This is a genomic window from Streptomyces coelicoflavus, assembly GCF_045041415.1.
GTDB lineage: Bacteria > Actinomycetota > Actinomycetes > Streptomycetales > Streptomycetaceae > Streptomyces > Streptomyces coelicoflavus.
The window spans coordinates 2,350,272-2,369,270 of sequence record NZ_CP108218.1 but is presented as its reverse complement, the minus strand read 5'-3'; the positions used below and the strand labels follow the sequence as shown (position 1 = coordinate 2,369,270).

18 protein-coding genes and 1 pseudogene are annotated in these 18,999 nt (G+C 71.7%); 18 read left to right on the top strand and 1 reads right to left on the bottom strand.

Annotated elements, in window-relative coordinates; all coding sequences use genetic code 11:
- The first annotated feature begins 37 nt into the window (after nucleotides 1-37).
- The 5 genes from OHA99_RS10225 to ffh all read left to right on the top strand — a co-directional run bounded on the left by OHA99_RS10225 (nucleotide 38) and on the right by ffh (nucleotide 7,738).
- A complete protein-coding gene (locus OHA99_RS10225) occupies nucleotides 38-1,537 on the top strand; it encodes a hypothetical protein (protein WP_366473907.1) in 1,500 nt (499 codons plus the stop codon).
- Nucleotides 1,538-1,843: 306 nt separating this feature from the next.
- Entirely contained in the window at nucleotides 1,844-3,190 is a 1,347-nt protein-coding gene (locus OHA99_RS10220) for an ammonium transporter (RefSeq protein WP_381499501.1), read from the top strand.
- On the top strand, nucleotides 3,187-3,525 hold the full coding sequence (locus OHA99_RS10215) for a P-II family nitrogen regulator (RefSeq protein WP_030402312.1): 339 nt from the start codon (nucleotides 3,187-3,189) through the stop codon (nucleotides 3,523-3,525). The genes OHA99_RS10220 and OHA99_RS10215 overlap by 4 nt, the downstream gene beginning before the upstream one ends.
- A gap of 30 nt (nucleotides 3,526-3,555) precedes the next feature.
- Nucleotides 3,556-6,027, top strand: a complete 2,472-nt coding sequence (locus tag OHA99_RS10210; protein WP_366473909.1) for a [protein-PII] uridylyltransferase — start codon at nucleotides 3,556-3,558, stop codon at nucleotides 6,025-6,027.
- Nucleotides 6,028-6,187: 160 nt separating this feature from the next.
- Entirely contained in the window at nucleotides 6,188-7,738 is a 1,551-nt protein-coding gene (gene ffh, locus OHA99_RS10205; protein WP_153177754.1) for a signal recognition particle protein, read from the top strand.
- A gap of 139 nt (nucleotides 7,739-7,877) precedes the next feature.
- On the opposite strand, the gene OHA99_RS10200 is transcribed toward ffh, so the two are convergent.
- Complete coding sequence (locus OHA99_RS10200; RefSeq protein WP_165684720.1) at nucleotides 7,878-8,780, bottom strand: SAM-dependent methyltransferase; 903 nt, start codon at nucleotides 8,778-8,780, stop codon at nucleotides 7,878-7,880.
- 671 nt (nucleotides 8,781-9,451) lie between these two features.
- On the opposite strand from OHA99_RS10200, the gene OHA99_RS10195 reads away from it, so the two are divergent.
- From OHA99_RS10195 to OHA99_RS10135, 13 genes and pseudogenes are all read left to right on the top strand, one after another.
- Nucleotides 9,452-10,048 (top strand): hypothetical protein, encoded by a 597-nt coding sequence (locus OHA99_RS10195; protein ID WP_030188620.1) that lies wholly within the window; start codon nucleotides 9,452-9,454, stop codon nucleotides 10,046-10,048.
- A gap of 256 nt (nucleotides 10,049-10,304) precedes the next feature.
- The gene (gene rpsP, locus OHA99_RS10190) at nucleotides 10,305-10,724 is read left to right on the top strand and encodes a 30S ribosomal protein S16 (RefSeq protein WP_007444852.1); all 420 of its coding nucleotides are present in this window, start codon (nucleotides 10,305-10,307) and stop codon (nucleotides 10,722-10,724) included.
- A gap of 2 nt (nucleotides 10,725-10,726) precedes the next feature.
- Nucleotides 10,727-10,966 carry an RNA-binding protein gene (locus OHA99_RS10185; RefSeq protein ID WP_003973401.1) on the top strand — a complete coding sequence of 80 codons (240 nt, stop codon included), beginning with the start codon at nucleotides 10,727-10,729 and terminating at the stop codon, nucleotides 10,964-10,966.
- A 128-nt stretch (nucleotides 10,967-11,094) separates the two neighbouring features.
- Nucleotides 11,095-11,652 (top strand): ribosome maturation factor RimM, encoded by a 558-nt coding sequence (gene rimM / locus OHA99_RS10180; RefSeq protein WP_153177752.1) that lies wholly within the window; start codon nucleotides 11,095-11,097, stop codon nucleotides 11,650-11,652.
- Nucleotides 11,652-12,485, top strand: coding sequence for a tRNA (guanosine(37)-N1)-methyltransferase TrmD (gene trmD / locus OHA99_RS10175; RefSeq protein WP_153177751.1), 834 nt, complete (start codon nucleotides 11,652-11,654; stop codon nucleotides 12,483-12,485). The genes rimM and trmD overlap by 1 nt, the downstream gene beginning before the upstream one ends.
- A 136-nt stretch (nucleotides 12,486-12,621) precedes the next feature.
- The gene (gene rplS, locus OHA99_RS10170; RefSeq protein WP_007444857.1) at nucleotides 12,622-12,972 is read left to right on the top strand and encodes a 50S ribosomal protein L19; all 351 of its coding nucleotides are present in this window, start codon (nucleotides 12,622-12,624) and stop codon (nucleotides 12,970-12,972) included.
- 46 nt (nucleotides 12,973-13,018) lie between these two features.
- Nucleotides 13,019-13,876, top strand: a complete 858-nt coding sequence (lepB, locus tag OHA99_RS10165) for a signal peptidase I (protein WP_405695448.1) — start codon at nucleotides 13,019-13,021, stop codon at nucleotides 13,874-13,876.
- Nucleotides 13,869-14,951 (top strand): annotated as a pseudogene (lepB, locus tag OHA99_RS10160) (signal peptidase I); the annotation flags it as partial. The gene lepB (OHA99_RS10165) and the pseudogene lepB (OHA99_RS10160), both read left to right, overlap by 8 nt.
- On the top strand, nucleotides 14,842-15,858 hold the full coding sequence (gene lepB / locus OHA99_RS10155) for a signal peptidase I (RefSeq protein ID WP_228126099.1): 1,017 nt from the start codon (nucleotides 14,842-14,844) through the stop codon (nucleotides 15,856-15,858). The pseudogene lepB (OHA99_RS10160) and the gene lepB (OHA99_RS10155), both read left to right, overlap by 110 nt.
- A gap of 91 nt (nucleotides 15,859-15,949) precedes the next feature.
- Entirely contained in the window at nucleotides 15,950-17,179 is a 1,230-nt protein-coding gene (locus tag OHA99_RS10150) for an IS30 family transposase (RefSeq protein WP_405694274.1), read from the top strand.
- A gap of 84 nt (nucleotides 17,180-17,263) precedes the next feature.
- Nucleotides 17,264-18,040, top strand: coding sequence for a signal peptidase I (lepB, locus tag OHA99_RS10145; RefSeq protein WP_381586924.1), 777 nt, complete (start codon nucleotides 17,264-17,266; stop codon nucleotides 18,038-18,040).
- Entirely contained in the window at nucleotides 18,030-18,560 is a 531-nt protein-coding gene (locus tag OHA99_RS10140) for an NUDIX hydrolase (RefSeq protein WP_167468312.1), read from the top strand. Before lepB (OHA99_RS10145) ends, OHA99_RS10140 begins: the two co-directional genes overlap by 11 nt.
- 56 nt (nucleotides 18,561-18,616) lie before the next feature.
- Complete coding sequence (locus OHA99_RS10135; protein WP_003965949.1) at nucleotides 18,617-18,925, top strand: DUF2469 domain-containing protein; 309 nt, start codon at nucleotides 18,617-18,619, stop codon at nucleotides 18,923-18,925.
- The last annotated feature ends 74 nt before the right edge of the window (nucleotides 18,926-18,999 follow it).

Sequence of the window (18,999 nt, the reverse complement as noted above, 5' to 3'; positions counted from 1 at the left end):
CTCGGCGACAGGTGGCATCAGGGATGGGGGCGTTCCAGTGAGTGGCAACGGCGGAAGCGGTACGAGCGCGGGAAGCGCGTCGCACGCTGACAAGCGCCCGAACGAGCTGCTCACCTCCTGGTTCGCCCGCAGCGGGTGGTCCAAGGGCGAGCTGGCCCGCCAGGTCAACCGCCGGGCCCGCCAGCTGGGCGCCAACCACATCTCCACCGACACCTCCCGCGTGCGCCGCTGGCTCGACGGGGAGAACCCGCGCGAGCCGATCCCGCGGATCCTGTCCGAGCTGTTCTCCGAGCGCTTCGGCGTCGTCGTCTCCGTCGAGGACCTGGGCCTGCGTTCCACCCGCCCCACGCCCTCCGCGACCGGCGTCGACCTCCCCTGGACGGGCCCGCAGACCGTGGCCCTGCTCAGCGAGTTCTCGCGCAGCGACCTCATGCTGGCGCGGCGCGGCTTCCTCGGGAGCTCGCTGGCCCTCTCCGCGGGCCCGTCCCTCATCGAACCCATGCAGCGCTGGCTCGTCCCCACGCCCTCCGCCGGCCCGTCGGCGGCACAGGGGTCCGCGGCGCCCGCCTCCCGCGCGCGCGGCCGCCTGTCCGGGCCGGAGCTCGACCTGCTGGAGTCCACCGCCGTGATGTTCCGCCGCTGGGACGCCCAGTGCGGCGGCGGTCTGCGCCGCAAGGCCGTGGTCGGCCAGCTGCACGAGGTCACCGACCTGCTCCAGGAACCCCAGACGGAGACCACCCGGGCCAAGCTCTTCAAGGTCGCCGCCGAGCTGGCCGAGCTGGCCGGCTGGATGTCGTACGACGTGGGGCTCCAGCCCACCGCCCAGAAGTACTTCGTGCTCGCCCTGCACGCCGCCAAGGAGGCGGGGGACCGGCCGCTGGGCTCGTACGTCCTGTCCAGCATGAGCCGCCAGATGATCCACCTCGGCCGGCCCGACGACGCCCTGGAGCTGATCCACCTCGCGCAGTACGGCAGCCGGGACTGCGCCAGCCCCCGCACCCAGTCGATGCTGTACGCGATGGAGGCCCGCGCCTACGCCAACATGGGCCAGCCCGGCCGCACCAAGCGCGCGGTGCGCATGGCGGAGGACATCTTCGCCGAGGCCGACGAGTGGGACGAGCCGGACCCCGACTGGATCCGCTTCTTCTCCGAGGCCGAGCTGTACGGGGAGAACAGCCACTCCTTCCGCGACCTCGCCTACGTGGCGGGCCGCAGCCCCGCCTACGCCTCCCTCGCCGACCCCCTGATGCGCAAGGCCGTGGAGCTGTTCGCCAAGGACGAGGAGCACCAGCGTTCCTACGCGCTCAACCTGATCGGCATGGCCACCGTTCACCTGCTGCGCCGCGAACCCGAAGAGAGCACCGTCCTGGCCATGGAGGCCATGGGCATCGGCAAGAAGGTCCGCTCCGAACGCGTCAACACCCGCATCCGCAAGACCGTCGACACGGCCGTACGCGATTTCGGCGACCTCGGTGAGGTCGTCGACCTCACCGAACGGCTCGCCGTCGAGCTGCCGGAGACCGCCGAAGCGGTCTGAACCCACCAGCCCCGGCCGCGGCCGGCCCTCCCGAACTGCCCGACTCGGCTCCCCCATGCCAGGTCATTCGGAGGCCGCCGCGGCCGGTTTGCGTTCCGGACCGGACGGCTCGGTCCCGACGACGGCCACCCCGGCCGTTCACCCACGCGTAACACGCACCGCGCCTTCGTCACGGCGGCGAAACAACGAGGGGCTTCCACCGAAACCGCGCTGCGTCAATCTCATGGCGCATAACCGGCCCACCCCTCACCGCCCGCCCGCCAGGCTTCGCCCGCACGGGGCCGTACCAACGACGAGGAGACGCCGATGGCTCCAGCCATCACGCTCGCCGCAGAGACGGAGCTCTCTGCCGCCAACACGGGCTTCATGCTCATCTGCTCCGCCCTGGTGATGCTCATGACCCCGGCGCTGGCCTTCTTCTACGGAGGCATGGTCCGCGTCAAGAGCACCCTGAACATGCTGATGATGAGCTTCATCAGCCTCGGCATCGTCACCGTCCTGTGGGTGCTCTACGGCTTCTCCATGGCGTTCGGCACCGACTCCGGCAGCGTCGTCGGCTGGAACTCCGACTGGGTGGGCCTGAGCGACATCGGCCTGACCGAGCTGTGGGACGGCTACACCGTCCCCGTCTTCGTGTTCCTGGTCTTCCAGCTGATGTTCGCCGTCCTCACCCCAGCCCTGATCAGCGGCGCCCTCGCGGACCGCGTGAAGTTCACGGCCTGGGCGCTGTTCATCGCCCTGTGGGCCACGATCGTCTACTTCCCCGTCGCCCACTGGGTGTGGGGCGCCGGCGGCTGGGCCTTCGAACTGGGTGTGATCGACTTCGCGGGCGGTACGGCCGTGCACATCAACGCCGGTGCCGCCGCGCTCGGCGTGATCCTCGTCATCGGCAAGCGGGTCGGCTTCAAGAAGGACCCGATGCGCCCGCACAGCCTGCCGCTGGTGATGCTCGGCGCCGGACTGCTCTGGTTCGGCTGGTTCGGCTTCAACGCCGGCTCCTGGCTCGGCAACGACGACGGCGTCGGCGCGCTGATGTTCGTCAACACCCAGGTCGCCACCGGCGCGGCGATTCTCGGCTGGCTCGCCTACGAGAAGATCCGGCACGGCGCCTTCACCACCCTGGGCGCGGCCTCCGGCGCCGTCTCCGGCCTGGTCGCCATCACCCCGGCCGGCGGCGCCGTCTCCCCGCTGGGCGCGATCGCCGTCGGGCTCATCGCCGGCGTCGTGTGCGCCATGGCCGTCGGCCTCAAGTACAGGTTCGGTTACGACGACTCCCTCGACGTGGTCGGCGTCCACCTCGTCGGCGGCATCCTCGGCTCGCTGCTCGTCGGCCTCTTCGCCAGCGGCAAGGGCCAGTCCGACGTCGAGGGCCTCTTCTACGGCGGCGGCCTCGACCAGTTCTGGAAGCAGTGCGCGGGCGTCTTCGGCGTCCTCGCCTACTCCCTGGTCGTCTCCGCGGTCCTCGCCCTCCTGCTGGACAAGACGATCGGCATGCGGGTGTCGGAGGACGTCGAGGTGGCCGGCATCGACCAGGCCGAGCACGCCGAGACCGCATACGACTTCAGCGGCGCCGGTGGCGGTGCCGCCCGGACGACCGCCACGCCGGCCGCCTCCACGGCCGGGTCGGCCCCGAGCAGGAAGGTGGACGCATGAAGCTCATCACCGCCGTCGTCAAGCCGCACCGGCTGGACGAGATCAAGGAGGCCCTCCAGGCCTTCGGGGTCCACGGCCTCACCGTCACCGAGGCCAGCGGCTACGGCCGCCAGCGCGGACACACCGAGGTCTACCGGGGTGCCGAGTACACCGTCGACCTGGTGCCCAAGATCCGTATCGAGGTCCTGGCCGAGGACGACGACGCCGAGCAGCTGATCGACGTCGTGGTCAAGGCGGCCCGCACCGGCAAGATCGGCGACGGCAAGGTCTGGGCGGTCCCGGTCGACACGGCCGTACGGGTCAGGACCGGCGAGCGCGGACCCGACGCGCTCTGACACGACGGACGGACGAACGGGAGTCGCCGGGTGACCAGTACGGACGTGACGGAAGAAGCAGAAGGCCCGGGATCCGGCGGCTACGCGGCGGCCCGGCTGCGCCTCCTCACCGAGGGGGCGCGGTCCGGGCCGCCGCGCCGCAGGGCGCTGGCCGGGCTGACCGACGACTGGCTGGCGGGCCTCTTCGGCGCGGGCACGGGGGGTCACGCGGGTGTGGCGCTCGTCGCGGTCGGCGGTTACGGGCGCGGCGAGCTGTCCCCCCGCAGCGACCTGGACCTGCTCCTCCTGCACGACGGCCGGGACGACCAGGCCGTCGCCGCCCTCGCCGACCGCCTCTGGTACCCGGTCTGGGACCTCGGCCTCGACCTCGACCACTCCGTCCGCACCCCGCAACAGGCCCGGAAGACGGCCGCCGAGGACGTGAAGGTCCAGCTCGGCCTCCTGGACGCCCGCCACCTCGCCGGAGACCTCGGGCTGACCGCCTCCCTGCGCACCGCCGTCCTCGCCGACTGGCGCAACCAGGCCCCCAGACGCCTCCCCGAACTCCGCGACCTGTGCGCCGAGCGCGCCGAACGCCAGGGGGAGCTGCGGTTTTTGCTGGAACCCGACCTCAAGGAGGCCCGGGGCGGCCTGCGCGACGCCACCGCGCTGCGTGCCGTCGCCGCCTCCTGGCTGGCCGACGCCCCGCGCGAAGGGCTCGCCGACGCCAGGCGCCGGCTGCTCGACGTACGCGACGCCCTCCATCTGGCGACGGGCCGCGCCACCGACCGGCTGGCGTTGCAGGAGCAGGACGAGGTGGCGGCCGGCCTGGGCCTGCTGGACGCCGACGCACTGCTGCGGCAGGTGTACGAGGCGGCCCGCGTCATCTCCTACGCGGGCGACGTCACCTGGCGCGAAGTGGGGCGCGTCCTGCGCGCGCGCTCCGTACGCCCGCGGCTGCGCGCCATGATGAGCGGGCGGAACGGCGGAAAACCGGCCGCCGAGCGTTCCCCGCTCGCCGAGGGCGTGGTGGAGCAGGACGGCGAGGTGGTGCTCGCCCGCACCGCGCGCCCCGAACGCGATCCCGTACTGCCGCTGCGCGCCGCGGCCGCCGCCGCACAGGCCGGACTCCCGCTCTCCCTGCACGCCGTACGGCGCCTGGCGGCCACCGCGCGCCCCCTGCCCACGCCGTGGCCCGCCGAGGCGCGCGAGCAACTGGTGACCCTGCTCGGCTCGGGCCGGCCCACGGTGCAGGTCTGGGAGGCACTGGAGGCCGAGGGCCTGGTCACCCGGCTGCTGCCCGACTGGGAGCGGGTCCGCTGCCGCCCGCAGCGCAACGCCGTGCACCTGTGGACCGTCGACCGGCACCTGATCGAGACCGCCGTCCGCGCCGCCGGGTTCGCCCGCCGGGTGCACCGCCCCGACCTGCTGCTGGTCGCCGCGCTGCTGCACGACATCGGCAAGGGCTGGCCCGGCGACCACTCCGTGGCCGGGGAGACCATCGCCCGGGACGTCGCCGCCCGCATCGGCTTCGACGGCGCGGACGCGGCCGTCCTCGCCACCCTCGTACGCCATCACCTCCTCCTCGTGGAGACCGCCACCCGGCGCGACCTGGACGACCCGGCCACCGTGCGCGCCGTCGCGGAGGCCGTGGGTACGGAGCGCACGCTGGAGCTGCTGCACGCCCTGACCGAGGCGGACGCGCTGGCCACCGGGCCGGCCGCCTGGTCGTCCTGGCGCGGATCCCTCGTCGCCGACCTGGTGAAACGGGTCGCCGCGGTGCTGGCCGGGGAGCCACCGGCCGAGGCCGAGGCCGCCGCGCCCACCGCCGAGCAGGAACGGCTCGCGGTCGAGGCCTTCCGCACGGGCGGTCCGGTCCTGGCGCTGCGGGCGCGGACCGAGCCGCCGGCCGGTTCCGCGGAGCCCGGTGCGGCCAAGGACGCCGGTCCCGATCCGCTCGGCGTCGAGCTGCTGATCGCCGTTCCCGACCAGGCCGGGGTGCTCCCCGCCGTGGCCGGGGTGCTGGCCCTGCACCGGCTGACCGTCCGCACCGCCGAACTGCGGTCCCTTCCGCTGCCGGACGGCGTCGACGGTTCCGTCCTGCTCCTCGACTGGCGGGTCGCCGCCCAGTACGGCTCCCTGCCCCAGGCCGCCCGGCTCCGTGCCGACCTGGTCAGGGCCCTGGACGGCACCCTGGACACCGCCGGACGCCTCGCCGAACGGGACGCCGCCCACCCCCGGCGCCGGGGCGTGGAGCCGCCCCCGCCCCGCGTGACCGTCGCCCCGGCCGCGTCCCGGCTGGCCACGGTGATCGAGGTCCGGGCGCAGGACGCACCGGGGCTGCTGTTCCGGCTCGGACGGGCCCTGGAGGCGGCGGGGGTGCGGGTGCGGAGCGCGCACGTGTCGACGCTGGGGGCGAACGCGGTGGACGCGTTCTATGTGACGCGGGGCGACGGGGTGCCGTTGCCGGGGGAGGAGGCGGCGTCGGTGGCGCGGGAGCTGGAGGAGTCGCTGCGGGCGTGACCGTACGGTGCGGCCCTCGCGCACGCGGGGCTTCCGGTCCCTGTCCGGTCCCTGTCCGTTCCCTGCCCGCTCTCCACAGCGGGCAGGGACGATTTGCTTGCCGGGACGGATACCCTGGAGGGCGACCCACACCAACGCCGACGCGAGGACCTACGCCGCCGTGTTCGATACTCTCTCCGACCGCCTGTCAGCCACCTTCAAATCCCTCCGGGGCAAAGGACGGCTGACCGAGGCGGACATCGACGCCACGGCCCGCGAGATCCGCATCGCGCTGCTCGAGGCCGACGTGGCGCTCCCCGTCGTGCGCGCCTTCATCAAGAAGGTCAAGGAGCGCTCCCTGGGCGCCGAGGTCTCCAAGGCACTCAACCCGGCCCAGCAGGTCCTCAAGATCGTCAACGAGGAACTGGTCGGCATCCTCGGCGGCGAGACCCGCCGCCTGCGCTTCGCCAAGCAGCCGCCGACCGTGATCATGCTCGCCGGTCTCCAGGGTGCCGGCAAGACCACGCTCGCGGGCAAGCTGGGCCGCTGGCTCAAGGAGCAGGGCCACTCGCCGCTCCTGGTCGCCTGTGACCTCCAGCGCCCCAACGCCGTCAACCAGCTGAGCGTCGTCGCCGAGCGCGCCGGCGTCGCGGTCTACGCCCCCGAGCCGGGCAACGGCGTGGGCGACCCGGTCAAGGTCGCCAAGGACTCCATCGAGTTCGCCAAGACGAAGGTCCACGACCTGGTCATCGTCGACACCGCCGGCCGCCTGGGCATCGACCAGGAGCTGATGCAGCAGGCCGCGGACATCCGCGACGCGGTCAGCCCCGACGAGATCCTCTTCGTCGTCGACGCGATGATCGGTCAGGACGCGGTCAACACCGCGGAGGCCTTCCGCGACGGCGTCGGCTTCGACGGCGTGGTGCTCTCCAAGCTCGACGGCGACGCCCGCGGTGGCGCGGCCCTGTCGATCGCCTCGGTGACCGGCAAGCCGATCATGTTCGCCTCGAACGGCGAGAAGCTCGAGGACTTCGACGCCTTCCACCCGGACCGGATGGCCTCCCGCATCCTCGACATGGGTGACCTGCTCACCCTGATCGAGCAGGCGGAGAAGACGTTCAGCCAGGAAGAGGCCGAGAAGATGGCCTCCAAGCTGGCGTCCAAGAAGGGCCAGGACTTCACCCTGGACGACTTCCTGGCCCAGATGGAGCAGGTCAGGAAGATGGGCAGCATCAGCAAGCTGCTCGGCATGCTGCCCGGCATGGGCCAGATGAAGGACCAGATCAACAACCTCGACGAGCGCGACGTCGACCGCACCGCCGCCATCATCAAGTCGATGACCCCGGCCGAGCGCCAGGAGCCGACGCTCATCAACGGCTCGCGCCGCGCCCGTATCGCCAAGGGTTCCGGCGTCGAGGTCAGCGCCGTCAAGTCACTCGTGGAGCGCTTCTTCGAGGCCCGCAAGATGATGTCCCGCATGGCCCAGGGCGGCGGCATGCCGGGGATGCCGGGGATGCCCGGCATGGGCGGTGGGCCCGGCCGGCAGAAGAAGCAGCAGAAGAAGGCCAAGGGCAAGCAGCGCTCCGGCAACCCGATGAAGCGCAAGCAGCAGGAGCAGGAGGAGGCCGCCCGCCGTGCCGCCGCCGCGCAGGGCGGGGGCGCCCTGGGGCTGCCGCAGCAGGGCGGTCAGGACTTCGAGCTGCCGGACGAGTTCAAGAAGTTCATGGGCTGACCGGGCTGACGCCCGTCCCGTTCCCCCGGACGGTGGATCAGAGCAGAGGTCCCTGATCCACTGGTCCCTGATCCATCAAGGGGAAGCCGCGGGAGCCGTGTCCCGTCGCCGGTCGTGCGTATCCGGTCGGAAGCGCTCGTCAACGCACCCGGGCGATCAGGTAGCGGAACACGTTGGGCATCCACACGGTTCCGTCCGGCCGCTGGTGGGGATGCAGGGCCTCCGTCAGTTCCTTGTCGACCTGTTCCCGGTCGGTCGCCGCGACCGCCGCGTCGAAGAGCCCGGTCGACAGCAGTCCGCGCACCGCGCTGCCCGGGTCGGCGTAGCCGAACGGGCAGGCCACCCGTCCCGAGCCGTCCGGCCTCAGCCCGGCCCGCTGGGCGACCTCCTCCAGGTCGTCGCGCAGTGCGGGGCGCCAGCCGGCGCCGCGCAGCGGGTCGGAGAGTTTGCCGGCCACCCGCAGCACCGACGTCGTGGCGCAGCGCTCGGGCGGGCCCCAGCCGGCCAGTACGACGGCCGCTCCCCGCGCGGCGAGTGGCGTCGCCCGGGCGAGCAGTTCACCGAGCCGTTCCGAGTCGCCCGCGAGGCAACCGGTGGGCTCGAAGGCGGTCACCAGGTTGAACGCCGGTGCCGTCGGGTCCGCCGCGGCCTCGGGCGAGCCCTCGACGAGCCTCGGCGTACCGGTACGCGCGCGTGTGCCGCCCGTTTCGGGGTGCCGCTGTCCCTCGGCCGTGCCCGGTTCCCCGGGCGCCCCGGGAAGCAGGCGCCGGCGGGCGAGGGCCAGGAGTTCCGGGGAGCGGGAGTCGACCCCGGTCACCGCGGCGCCGCGCGAGGCGGCCATCAGCAGCGCGAGACCGGATCCGCAGCCCAGGCCCAGCATCCGGGTGTCGCCGCCCACGTCCAGTCGCTCGAAGACGGCCTCGTAGAGCGGTACGAGCATCCGCTCCTGTATCTCGGACCAGTCACGCGCGCGTGCACGCAGGTCCACGTGAGGTGTCGCCCCCGCGTGAGACGAGTGCTGCCGCACGAGCGTAGGTGTCATAGGAAAGCGCCCCAATCGCCGAGTGTTGCCGCCGTGCCCGATTCCATGGCCCCCGTGCAGTGCGCTCGCACTCCCCCCGTATGCCAGGAAACTCCGGGCTCGCCGTGGCGTCCAGTGGTAGAGGGACCCGGTTTGCCCGATCCCCGGCAGCCTGGCGAGATTTCACTTCCCGGCAACATGGGCCTGGCCGCGTGGTACCCCGGGTAGCCCCGTCCCGTGTCCTCGGCCGGTTGGCCGGATCCCGCCGGTGGGCGATGACCGTGGGTGGCCGCGACACGGATGGGACGGTTCCGGCCAAGGTCGACCGGTGCGGCGGCCACCGCACGGTGTCCCGGCGCGTCGGGGGGCGGGGCGGTGCCGCACGCCGGAGGCGCACGCGGTAACGTCGCGTCCGTCGACGCGCTCACCCGGACGGCGCCCCTCCGCCGTGACAGCGACCGAAACGCCACTTGCGCCCGCGCGGGTCGCACGCACTCCGGCGCGTGGACGTCGGCTACGCGCCGGCGCGTACGTCTGACTACGCACCAGCTTGGTACGAGCTGTGCGGCTTCTCCGCAGATCAGCGCACCCGCCCTCGTCGGGACGCATCAGCGGCAACTGACTGGTACGTGCAAATTATTTGGGATGCCCCGGAATAGGAACACAGCGGCACCCCGGCTCGTTGTCATTACGTGAGCACGACACCACCTGTTCTCGCCGCAGAGCTGGCGCAGGCGTGGGCCGACATTCAGCGGCACCACACCGAGCTGCCCGATCTTGCCGCGCCCGAGTCCCTGATCGGAGAGTCGTCGTCCGCCTGCGGGCACGAGCTCTCCTTCGAGCGACTGCTTCACGAGGCAGTCCACGGCATCGCCGCCGCGCGCGGAGTACGCGACACCTCCCGCGCGGGGCGCTACCACAACCGCCGATTCCTCGCGATCGCCGAGGAGCTGGGCCTGGACCACCCCGAGGAGCCACATCCCAGCAGTGGCTTCTCGCTGGTCACGCTCACCCCCGAGGCGAAGCGCCGCTACCGCCCGACGATCGAACGCCTCCAGCGCGCGCTGAAGGCCCACACCGCCGCCACCGCGACGGACACGGCCCGCAGCTTCCGCGGTCCGGCCGCCCGGCACGGCTCCTCCGGGGGAGGGGTGCGCGTGAAGGCGGTCTGCGACTGCGGACGCAATGTGCGCGTCGTCCCGTCGGTGCTGGCCCAGGCGCCGATCATGTGCGGCGGCTGCGGCAAGCCGTTCCGCATCCCGGAGGTGGTCGGCGCGGGAGTGAGCTGACGGCCCGGCTGCTCGTGGCAGCCGGGCCGGGCCGGGGTCCGTCGTCCGGAGCCGAGTGGTCCGCCCGCGAGGGCGGACCCGGTGCCCTCGGTCCGACGGGCCTGCGCGCGTGTGGCACAATGGCTAGCTGTACTCGACAGTCGCACAGGACCCCTCTCTCCTCCGGCTGACGCGTCCATCGGGCACTCGGGTACCGCAACCCCACGCGGCTCTCTCGCCGTGCCCACCCACGTCAAAACCAGGAGAACCCACTCCCGTGGCAGTCAAGATCAAGCTGAAGCGTCTGGGCAAGATCCGTTCGCCTCACTACCGCATCGTCGTCGCCGACTCCCGTACCCGCCGTGACGGCCGGGCCATCGAGGAGATCGGCAAGTACCACCCGACGTACAACCCGTCGGTGATGGAGGTCGACGCCGAGCGTGTCGCGTACTGGCTCGGTGTCGGCGCGCAGCCGACCGAGCCCGTGCTCGCCATCCTGAAGAAGACCGGCGACTGGCAGAAGTTCAAGGGCGAGCCCGCCCCGGCTCCGCTGCTCCAGCCGGCCGAGAAGGCGGCCCGCCCGTCCTTCGAGGCGATCGGTGGCGAGGACGAGGGCAAGGGTGAGGCGATCACCCAGAAGAAGAAGGCCGACAAGAAGGACGAGGCCGCCGCCGAGTCCTCCGCGTCCGAGGCCTGAGCATGCTCGAGGAGGCTCTCGAGCACCTCGTGAAGGGCATCGTCGACAACCCCGACGATGTGCAGGTCGCCTCGCGCAACCTGCGCCGCGGACGGGTGCTCGAGGTTCGGGTCCACCCCGACGACCTCGGCAAGGTGATCGGCCGCAACGGCCGCACCGCACGCGCCCTGCGCACCGTCGTGGGCGCCATCGGCGGCCGCGGTGTCCGTGTCGACCTCGTCGACGTGGACCACGTCCGCTGACGCGCATCGCAGCACCGGCTCGGGCCGGGGAAGGCCACAGGGCCGTCCCCGGCCCGCAGTCGTATGAGCCCGGAGGCCGTGCGGCCTTCGACCGGCTCGTCCGCAGTTCCGACAGGAGATCAAGCACAGTGCAGCTGGTAGTCGCGCGCATCGGCCGCGCCCACGGGATCAAGGGCGAGGTGACCGTCGAGGTCCGCACGGACGAGCCGGAGCTGAGGCTCGGGCCCGGGGCCGTGCTGGCCACCGACCCCGCCTCCGCCGGACCGCTCACCATCGAGACCGGCCGGGTGCACAGCGGTCGCCTCCTGCTGCGCTTCGCCGGCGTCCACGACCGCACCGGAGCCGAGGCGCTGCGCAACACCCTCCTGATCGCCGACGTGGACCCGGACGAGCGGCCCGAGGACGAGGACGAGTACTACGACCATCAGCTGATCGACCTCGACGTGGTGACCGAGGACGGCACCGAGGTCGGCCGGATCACCGAGATCTCCCACCTGCCCACGCAGGACCTCTTCGTGGTGGAGCGCCCCGACGGCACCGAGGTCTACGTGCCGTTCGTCTCCGAGATCGTCACCGGGATCGACCTCGACGAGCAGCGCGCGGTCATCGCCCCGCCGCCCGGCCTGATCGACGACCGGGCCGAGATCGCCTCCGCACGGGACGCCGACGCCGGGGACGAGGCGTAATGCGGCTCGACGTCGTCACGATCTTCCCCGAGTACCTCGAACCGCTGAACGTCTCCCTCGTCGGCAAGGCGCGCGCGCGTGGACAGCTCGGCGTCCACGTGCACGACCTCCGCGAGTGGACCTACGACCGCCACAACACGGTCGACGACACCCCCTACGGCGGCGGCCCCGGCATGGTCATGAAGACCGAGCCGTGGGGCGACGCGCTGGACTCCGTGCTGGCCGACGGCTACGAGACGGGGTCGGCCGAGCCCGCTCTCATCGTGCCCACGCCCAGTGGCCGCCCCTTCACCCAGGAACTCGCCGTCCACCTCTCCGAGCGGCCCTGGCTGATCTTCACCCCGGCCCGCTACGAGGGCATCGACCGCCGCGTCGTCGACGAGTACGCGACCCGGATGCCCGTGTACGAGGTGTCCATCGGCGACTACGTCCTGGCCGGCGGCGAGGCCGCCGTACTCGTCGTCACCGAGGCCGTGGCCCGGCTGCTGCCCGGCGTGCTGGGCAACGCCGAGTCCCACCGGGACGACTCCTTCGCCCCCGGCGCCATGGCCAGCCTGCTGGAGGGCCCGGTCCACACCAAGCCGCCGCAGTGGCGCGGGCGCGGCATCCCGGACGTGCTGCTCAGCGGTCACCACGGGAAGATCGCCCGCTGGCGCCGCGACGAGGCCCTGCGCCGCACCACGGCCAACCGGCCCGACCTGATCGAAGGGTGCGAGCCCGCCGCCTTCGACAAGAAGGACCGCGAGATGCTCTCCATCCTGGGCTGGCAGCCCGACCCGGACGGGGAACCGTACGGCCGATTTTGGCGCAGGACGCCTGGCGTGGAAGAATAGGCGGCTGTTGTGCGTCCGTCCGGAGCGCGCCCCTGCCACAGGGGGAAACGACGCCCGTCCCGACCCGCACGACCCTGATTCCGAAACACCTAGTTTCCGCCGATGACCTGTGGCATCGGCGAGGAAAGCAGTCGAAATGTCTCACCTGCTCGACTCCGTCGACGCCGCGTCGCTGCGCAGCGACGTCCCGGCCTTCCGCCCCGGCGACACCGTCAACGTCCACGTGCGCGTCATCGAGGGCAACCGCTCCCGTGTGCAGCAGTTCAAGGGCGTCGTCATCCGCCGTCAGGGCGCCGGCGTGCGCGAGACCTTCACGGTCCGCAAGGTCTCCTTCTCCGTCGGCGTCGAGCGCACCTTCCCGGTGCACACCCCGATCGTGGAGAAGATCGAGCTCGTCACCAAGGGTGACGTCCGCCGCGCCAAGCTGTACTACCTGCGCGAGCTGCGCGGCAAGGCCGCGAAGATCAAGGAGAAGCGCGAGAGCTGAGCGCCCCTCCGAGGTCCGTGCCGGGGCCGGATAGCATCTGGCCCCGATGGACACCGAAGCACAGCACACGGAGCGCGACCGTTCCTCCCGCCCGTCCGAATCCGAGCAGCCCTCGGATTCGGACGGTCCGGAGGAACGGTCGCGTTCCGCGTTCACGGGGCGGATCACCGACTGGGTGCCGGGCGGCCGGATCACCGTGACCCTGCTGGTCCTCCTGCTGTTCCTGCTGCTGCTCAGCACCTTCGTGCTGCGGCCGTTCCAGATCCCGAGCGGATCGATGGAGCGCGGATTGAGGATCGGTGACCGCGTTCTCGTAAACAAGTTGGCGTACCGTTTCGACGGTCGGCCGCAGCGGGGCGACATCGTCGTCTTCGACGGCACCGGGCTCTTCGGGGACGGTGACTACATCAAACGCGTTGTCGGTGTGGGCGGGGACCACGTGGTGTGCTGCGACGAGGAGGGGAGGGTCCGGGTGAACGGCCAGTCGGTCGACGAGTCGGCGTTCCTGTACCCCGGCGACCGCCCGTCCACGGTCCCCTTCGACGTCGTCGTCCCCGACGGCACCCTCTTCGTCCTCGGCGACCACCGTGCCGACTCCAGCGACTCCCGCGACCACCTGGGCTCCCCGGGCGGCGGGATGGTGCCGCTGGACGAGGTGATCGGTCGCGCCGACTGGATCGTCTGGCCCTTCGGCCACGCCACCCACCTGGACCGCCCCGACGCCTACGCGCGCGTGCCGGACGCCGAGAGCGGGACCGGGGCGGCGAAGAGCGGGGCAGCCGAGCCGACGGTGAGCGGGGCCGAGCCGACACCTGCGGGGGCCGAGCCGACGCCGGCCGGCGCCGGGGCGGCGCGGTCCGGGACCGGGGCCGGGGCCGGGCGGGCCGGGGACGCCGATGGGTAGCCGGGGGAAGCCGCGGGGGGCGCCCAGCAGCCCCACGGAGAACCTGCTGCCCACCGGCTCGAGGCGCACCGCCGCGCCCTCCGGCGGCCGCTCGCGCGCCGAGCGCCGCAAGCTCCAGCGCAAGGTGAAACGGCGGCGCAGACGCGGCGCCGTCAAGGAGATCCCCCTCCTCATCGGCGTCGCGGTCCTCATAGCGCTGGTGCTGAAGACCTTCCTCGTCCAGGCCTTCGTGATCCCGTCGGGCTCCATGGAGCAGACCATCCGGATCGGCGACCGGGTCCTGGTGGACAAGCTGACCCCCTGGTTCGGTTCCGAGCCGCAGCGCGGGGACGTGGTCGTCTTCCGGGACCCCGGCGGCTGGCTCCGGGGCGAACAGACCACCAAGAAGGACGATCCCGTCGTCGTCAAACAGGTCAAGGAAGGCCTCGCCTTCATCGGACTGCTGCCGTCCGACGACGAGAAGGACCTCATCAAGCGGGTCGTCGGCGTGGGCGGCGACCACGTCAAGTGCTGCGACAAGCAGGGCCGCGTCACCGTCAACGGCGTTCCCCTGAACGAGGACTACCTGTACCCCGGGGACGTGCCGTCCCGCACGCCCTTCGACGTCACCGTCCCCGAGGGACGGCTGTGGGTGATGGGCGACCACCGGTCCAATTCGGCCGACTCCCGCGCCCACCAGAACACCGACTTCGGCACCGTCTCCGAGGACGAGGTGGTGGGGCGGGCCATGGTGATCGCGTGGCCGTTCGGTCACTGGACCACCCTGGACGAACCCGGGACGTACGCGTCCGTGTCCGACTCGGCCTCCGGTTCGACCGCCGCTCCCGGGCTGTCGCATAGGGTTGCCCCCTACGATCCGAACGCGATGATTGAACTCCCGACCCCTGCGGAACTCCCGCTCGTTATGGGAGTGGTGGGCCTGCGTCGCATCCGGGGCAGGCGGTGGCAGAGAGTGAGGAGTTGGCGTGGGGGATGTGGCGGTTGGCGCACGGTCCGGACACGACGGCGAGGAGAACCGCGGACGCCCCGAGGAGACGGCCGACCCGGCGGCGGTCGGCGCCCCGGACTCCGGGTACGGCTCCGGAACCGAGGACAGCAGGGTGACGAACGGACAGAGCGGCCAGAACGGGCACAACGGCGGGACGGAGGACGAGGGGGTCGGCGGAACACCGCCCGCGGCACCTCCGGCGGCCAAGAAGCAGCGCTCCTTCTGGAAGGAGCTGCCGATCCTGATCGGCATCGCGCTGGTGCTGGCCCTGCTGATCAAGACGTTCCTGGTGCAGGCGTTCTCGATCCCGTCGTCCTCGATGGAGAACACCCTTCAGATCGGTGACCGGGTCCTCGTCGACAAGCTGACCCCCTGGTTCGGCTCCGAGCCCGAGCGCGGCGAGGTGGTCGTCTTCCACGACCCGGCCGACTGGCTGGCGGGCGAGCCGACGCCCGACCCGAACGCGCTGCAGACCGTCCTCAGCTGGATCGGCCTGATGCCGTCCGCCGACGAGAAGGACCTGATCAAGCGCGTCATCGGTGTCGGCGGCGACACGGTCGAGTGCAACAAGACCGGCCCGCTGAAGGTCAACGGCAAGGCACTGAACGAGCCGTACGTCTACCCGGGCAACACCCCGTGCTCGGACGACGACCAGGGCGGCCGGTTCAAGGTCACCGTGCCCGAGGGCAAAATCTGGGTCATGGGCGACCACCGGCAGAACTCCCGGGACTCGCGCTACAACCAGGCGGACAAGAACGGCGGCATGGTCCCGGTGGACGAGGTCGTGGGCCGCGCCATCGTGGTCGCCTGGCCGATGGACCGCTGGGGCACCCTGCCTGTCCCGGACACCTTCGACCAGGACGGCCTCCAGTCCCGGGCCCAGTCCCCGGCCGCCGCCGCGCTCTCGGTCGCACCCCAGGGCCTGGCCGTGGCCGGCGTGGTCCCGTTCGTCTGGTGGCGCCGTCGCCGCACCGCCCCGGCCGAGACGCGCTGAGCCCGCCGGATCCGCCGCGGTTCCAAGAGCCCCCTTCCGGTCCCTTCCGTTCTAGTGGTCGTTGCAACACCCCAGCTTGAAGGGGTGCTCGATGGGCTTCGAGATCCGGAAGGACAAGCAGACCAGGGGGGCGAAGCTCCGGCGTGAGCGGGAGGAATACTTCCGGCTCGTGGACCTGGGCTACAGCAACAAAGAGGCGAGCAAGCTCGTCGGCATCAACATCCGGACCGGCCGCGAGTGGAGGAACGGCCGGCCCGAAGGACGCAAAAAGCGCCCGAGGCCACCTGCGCACATCGTGCGGGTGGCCTCGGGCGCTCCTTCGCGTTTTCTGACGGAAACCGAACGAATCCACATAGCCGACCGGGTACGGGAGAAGGCCACCGTCCGCGCCATCGCGGCGGAGCTGGGCCGCAGCCCGTCCACGATCAGCCGCGAGATCCGGCGCAACCGCAGCGTCCTGCCAGACGGCCGCTGGTACTACCGGCCCCACGCGGCCCAGCGGCGGGCCGACGCCCGCCGGCCACGTCCCAAGCCGGGCAGGATCGGCCAGAACCCGGAGCTGCGAGACTTCATCCAGGACCATCTCACCAAGCGCTGGAGCCCGGAGCAGATCTGCCACGCTCTGCGCAGACGCTTCCCTGACCGGCCGGAGATGCACGTGGTCCACGAGACGATCTACCAGGCCCTCTACGTCCAGGGCCGCGGAGAACTTCGGCGAGAACTGACCCGGGCCCTGCGTTCTGGGCGGGTCCGCCGCAGGCCGCACCGCCAGGCCGCCAAGCGCCAGCCGCGGTTCACCGGCAACATGCTGATGATCAGCGACCGGCCGGCCGAGGCCGCCGACCGTGCCGTCCCCGGGCACTGGGAGGGGGACCTCATCGTCGGCGCCCGGCACAAGTCCGCGATCGGCACCCTGGTCGAACGCGCCACCCGGTACGTCATGCTGGTCCACCTGCCGGACGGCCACCAAGCCGAGCACTTTCACAAGGCCCTGGCCGAGACCGTCGCCCAACTTCCGCCCCACCTGCGGCGGTCGCTGACGTGGGACCAGGGCAACGAGATGGCCAGCCACCACGTCTTCTCCACGGCAACCGACATGCCGGTCTACTTCTGCAACCCCGGCAGTCCCTGGCAGCGCGGCTCGAACGAAAACACCAACGGCCTGCTCCGGCAGTACTTCCCCAAGGGCACCAACCTCGCCCAGCACAGCCGCGAGGACCTCGACACGGTCGCGGCCGAGCTCAACGCCAGACCGCGAAAGACGCTCGGCTGGGAAACCCCAGCCGAGCGCCTCGCTAAGCTCCTGGCGACAACCAGTTGATCACTGTGTTGCGACGATCCCTGGAATCTGCCTCCCCGGGAGGGGGCTGCCCCGTTGGCGTACCGCCGGGTAAGGTGCGGCTCCATGGGTGGCGAGAGCACGACACGTACGGCCCCGCGCGGCGGCGGAGCGAACAAGGGCGCGGTGGGCGGCCGGACCGGGCAGCGGCTGTCCGGCATCGCGGTGGCGCTGGGCCTGGTGCTGTTCCTCGGCGGTTTCGCCTGGGGTGCGGTGGTCTACCGCCCCTACACCGTGCCGACCAGCTCGATGACGCCGACGATCGACGCCGGTGACCGGGTCCTGGCACAGCGCATCGACGGCGCCGACGTCCGCCGCGGTGACGTCGTCGTGTTCAAGGACGCGACCTGGGCCAACGCCCCCATGGTCAAGCGGGTCGTCGCCGTCGGCGGGGACACCGTCTCCTGCTGCCAGAAGGGCAAGCTGAAGGTCAACGGCAAGGTGATCGACGAGCCGTACCTGCCCGCCGGCACCCCGGCCGAGATCAGCGACTTCCAGACGGTGACCGTCCCGGAGGGCCGCCTGTTCCTGCTCGGCGACGAGCGCGACAACTCCGTCGACTCCACCGCCCACCTCACCGACGCGGCCGGCGGCACCGTGTCGCGCGGCTCCGTGGACGCCCGCGTGGACGCCGTGGCCTGGCCGATGAACGGCATGCTGGAGCGGCCGACCGGCTTCGAGACGCTGGGCGACCTGTCCTCGCCGGGGCCGCTGCGAACCGTCGTCGTCCTGGTGATCGCCGGGGCCGTGCTGATCCTGGGCGGCGCGGCCTACGGTCCGCTCGCCCAGCGCGCGGGGGCCTCCCGGGCCCGCAAGGGAGCGGAGCCGGCCGGTGGGCGCTGAGGTGACGCCGGCGGGGCAGGACACCTACGAGGGCGGCCTGCGCCGGGTCGCCCGGGTCGTGCTGCTCGACCCGGAGGACCGCATCCTGCTGCTGCACGGGCACGAACCGGACGACCCGGCCGACGACTGGTGGTTCACCCCCGGCGGAGGTGTGGAGGGCGACGAGACCCGTGAGGAGGCCGCCCGGCGCGAACTCCTGGAGGAGACCGGCATCACCGACGTCGAACTCGGCCCGGTGCTGTGGCGGCGCAGGTGCTCCTTCCCCTTCGCGGGCCGCCGCTGGGACCAGGACGAGTGGTACTACCTGGCCCGCACCGCCCGGACCGCCACCGAGGCGGTCGGCCCCGGCCTGACCGAACTGGAGCGGCGCAGCGTCGCCGGAGCGCGCTGGTGGACGTGTGAGGAACTGACCCGGGCACGTGAGACGGTGTATCCGACCAGACTCGCCGGGCTGCTGCGCACGCTGCTCGACGAAGGTCCCCCGGCCGGTCCGGTGACCCTGGACACCGAAATCGTCTAGGGGCGCGCGGGACTGGCGCACAATGGGGTGACCGCACGGCTGAAGGGGAACATGCCATGAGCGCCGAGGACCTCGAGAAGTACGAGACCGAGATGGAGCTCAAGCTCTACCGGGAGTACCGCGACGTCGTCGGTCTGTTCAAATACGTGATCGAGACCGAGCGGCGTTTCTACCTCACCAATGACTACGAGATGCAGGTGCACTCGGTCCAGGGCGAGGTGTTCTTCGAGGTCTCCATGGCTGATGCCTGGGTGTGGGACATGTACCGGCCGGCCCGGTTCGTCAAGCAGGTGAGGGTGTTGACGTTCAAGGACGTGAACATCGAGGAGCTGAACAAGAGCGACCTGGAGCTCCCGGGCGGGTGACGGAGTTGTCCACAACCGGTGAGTAGCTCACCGTGAGTGATGGCCTCAGGGCTTTTGCGTGATCGTTGGTGCCG

Excerpts from the sequence above, each read along its gene's own strand:
- OHA99_RS10185 (WP_003973401.1), top strand. The coding sequence starts at position 10,727 with ATGCTCGAGGAGGCTCTCGAGCACCTCGTGAAGGGCATCGTCGACAAC.
- rplS (WP_007444857.1), top strand. The coding sequence starts at position 12,622 with ATGTCTCACCTGCTCGACTCCGTCGACGCCGCGTCGCTGCGCAGCGAC.
- OHA99_RS10150 (WP_405694274.1), top strand. The coding sequence starts at position 15,950 with ATGGGCTTCGAGATCCGGAAGGACAAGCAGACCAGGGGGGCGAAGCTC.
- lepB (WP_405695448.1), top strand. The coding sequence starts at position 13,019 with ATGGACACCGAAGCACAGCACACGGAGCGCGACCGTTCCTCCCGCCCG.
- trmD (WP_153177751.1), top strand. The coding sequence starts at position 11,652 with ATGCGGCTCGACGTCGTCACGATCTTCCCCGAGTACCTCGAACCGCTG.
- OHA99_RS10135 (WP_003965949.1), top strand. The coding sequence starts at position 18,617 with ATGAGCGCCGAGGACCTCGAGAAGTACGAGACCGAGATGGAGCTCAAG.
- lepB (WP_381586924.1), top strand. The coding sequence starts at position 17,264 with ATGGGTGGCGAGAGCACGACACGTACGGCCCCGCGCGGCGGCGGAGCG.
- OHA99_RS10220 (WP_381499501.1), top strand. The coding sequence starts at position 1,844 with ATGGCTCCAGCCATCACGCTCGCCGCAGAGACGGAGCTCTCTGCCGCC.
- OHA99_RS10200 (WP_165684720.1), bottom strand. The coding sequence starts at position 8,780 with ATGACACCTACGCTCGTGCGGCAGCACTCGTCTCACGCGGGGGCGACA.
- OHA99_RS10215 (WP_030402312.1), top strand. The coding sequence starts at position 3,187 with ATGAAGCTCATCACCGCCGTCGTCAAGCCGCACCGGCTGGACGAGATC.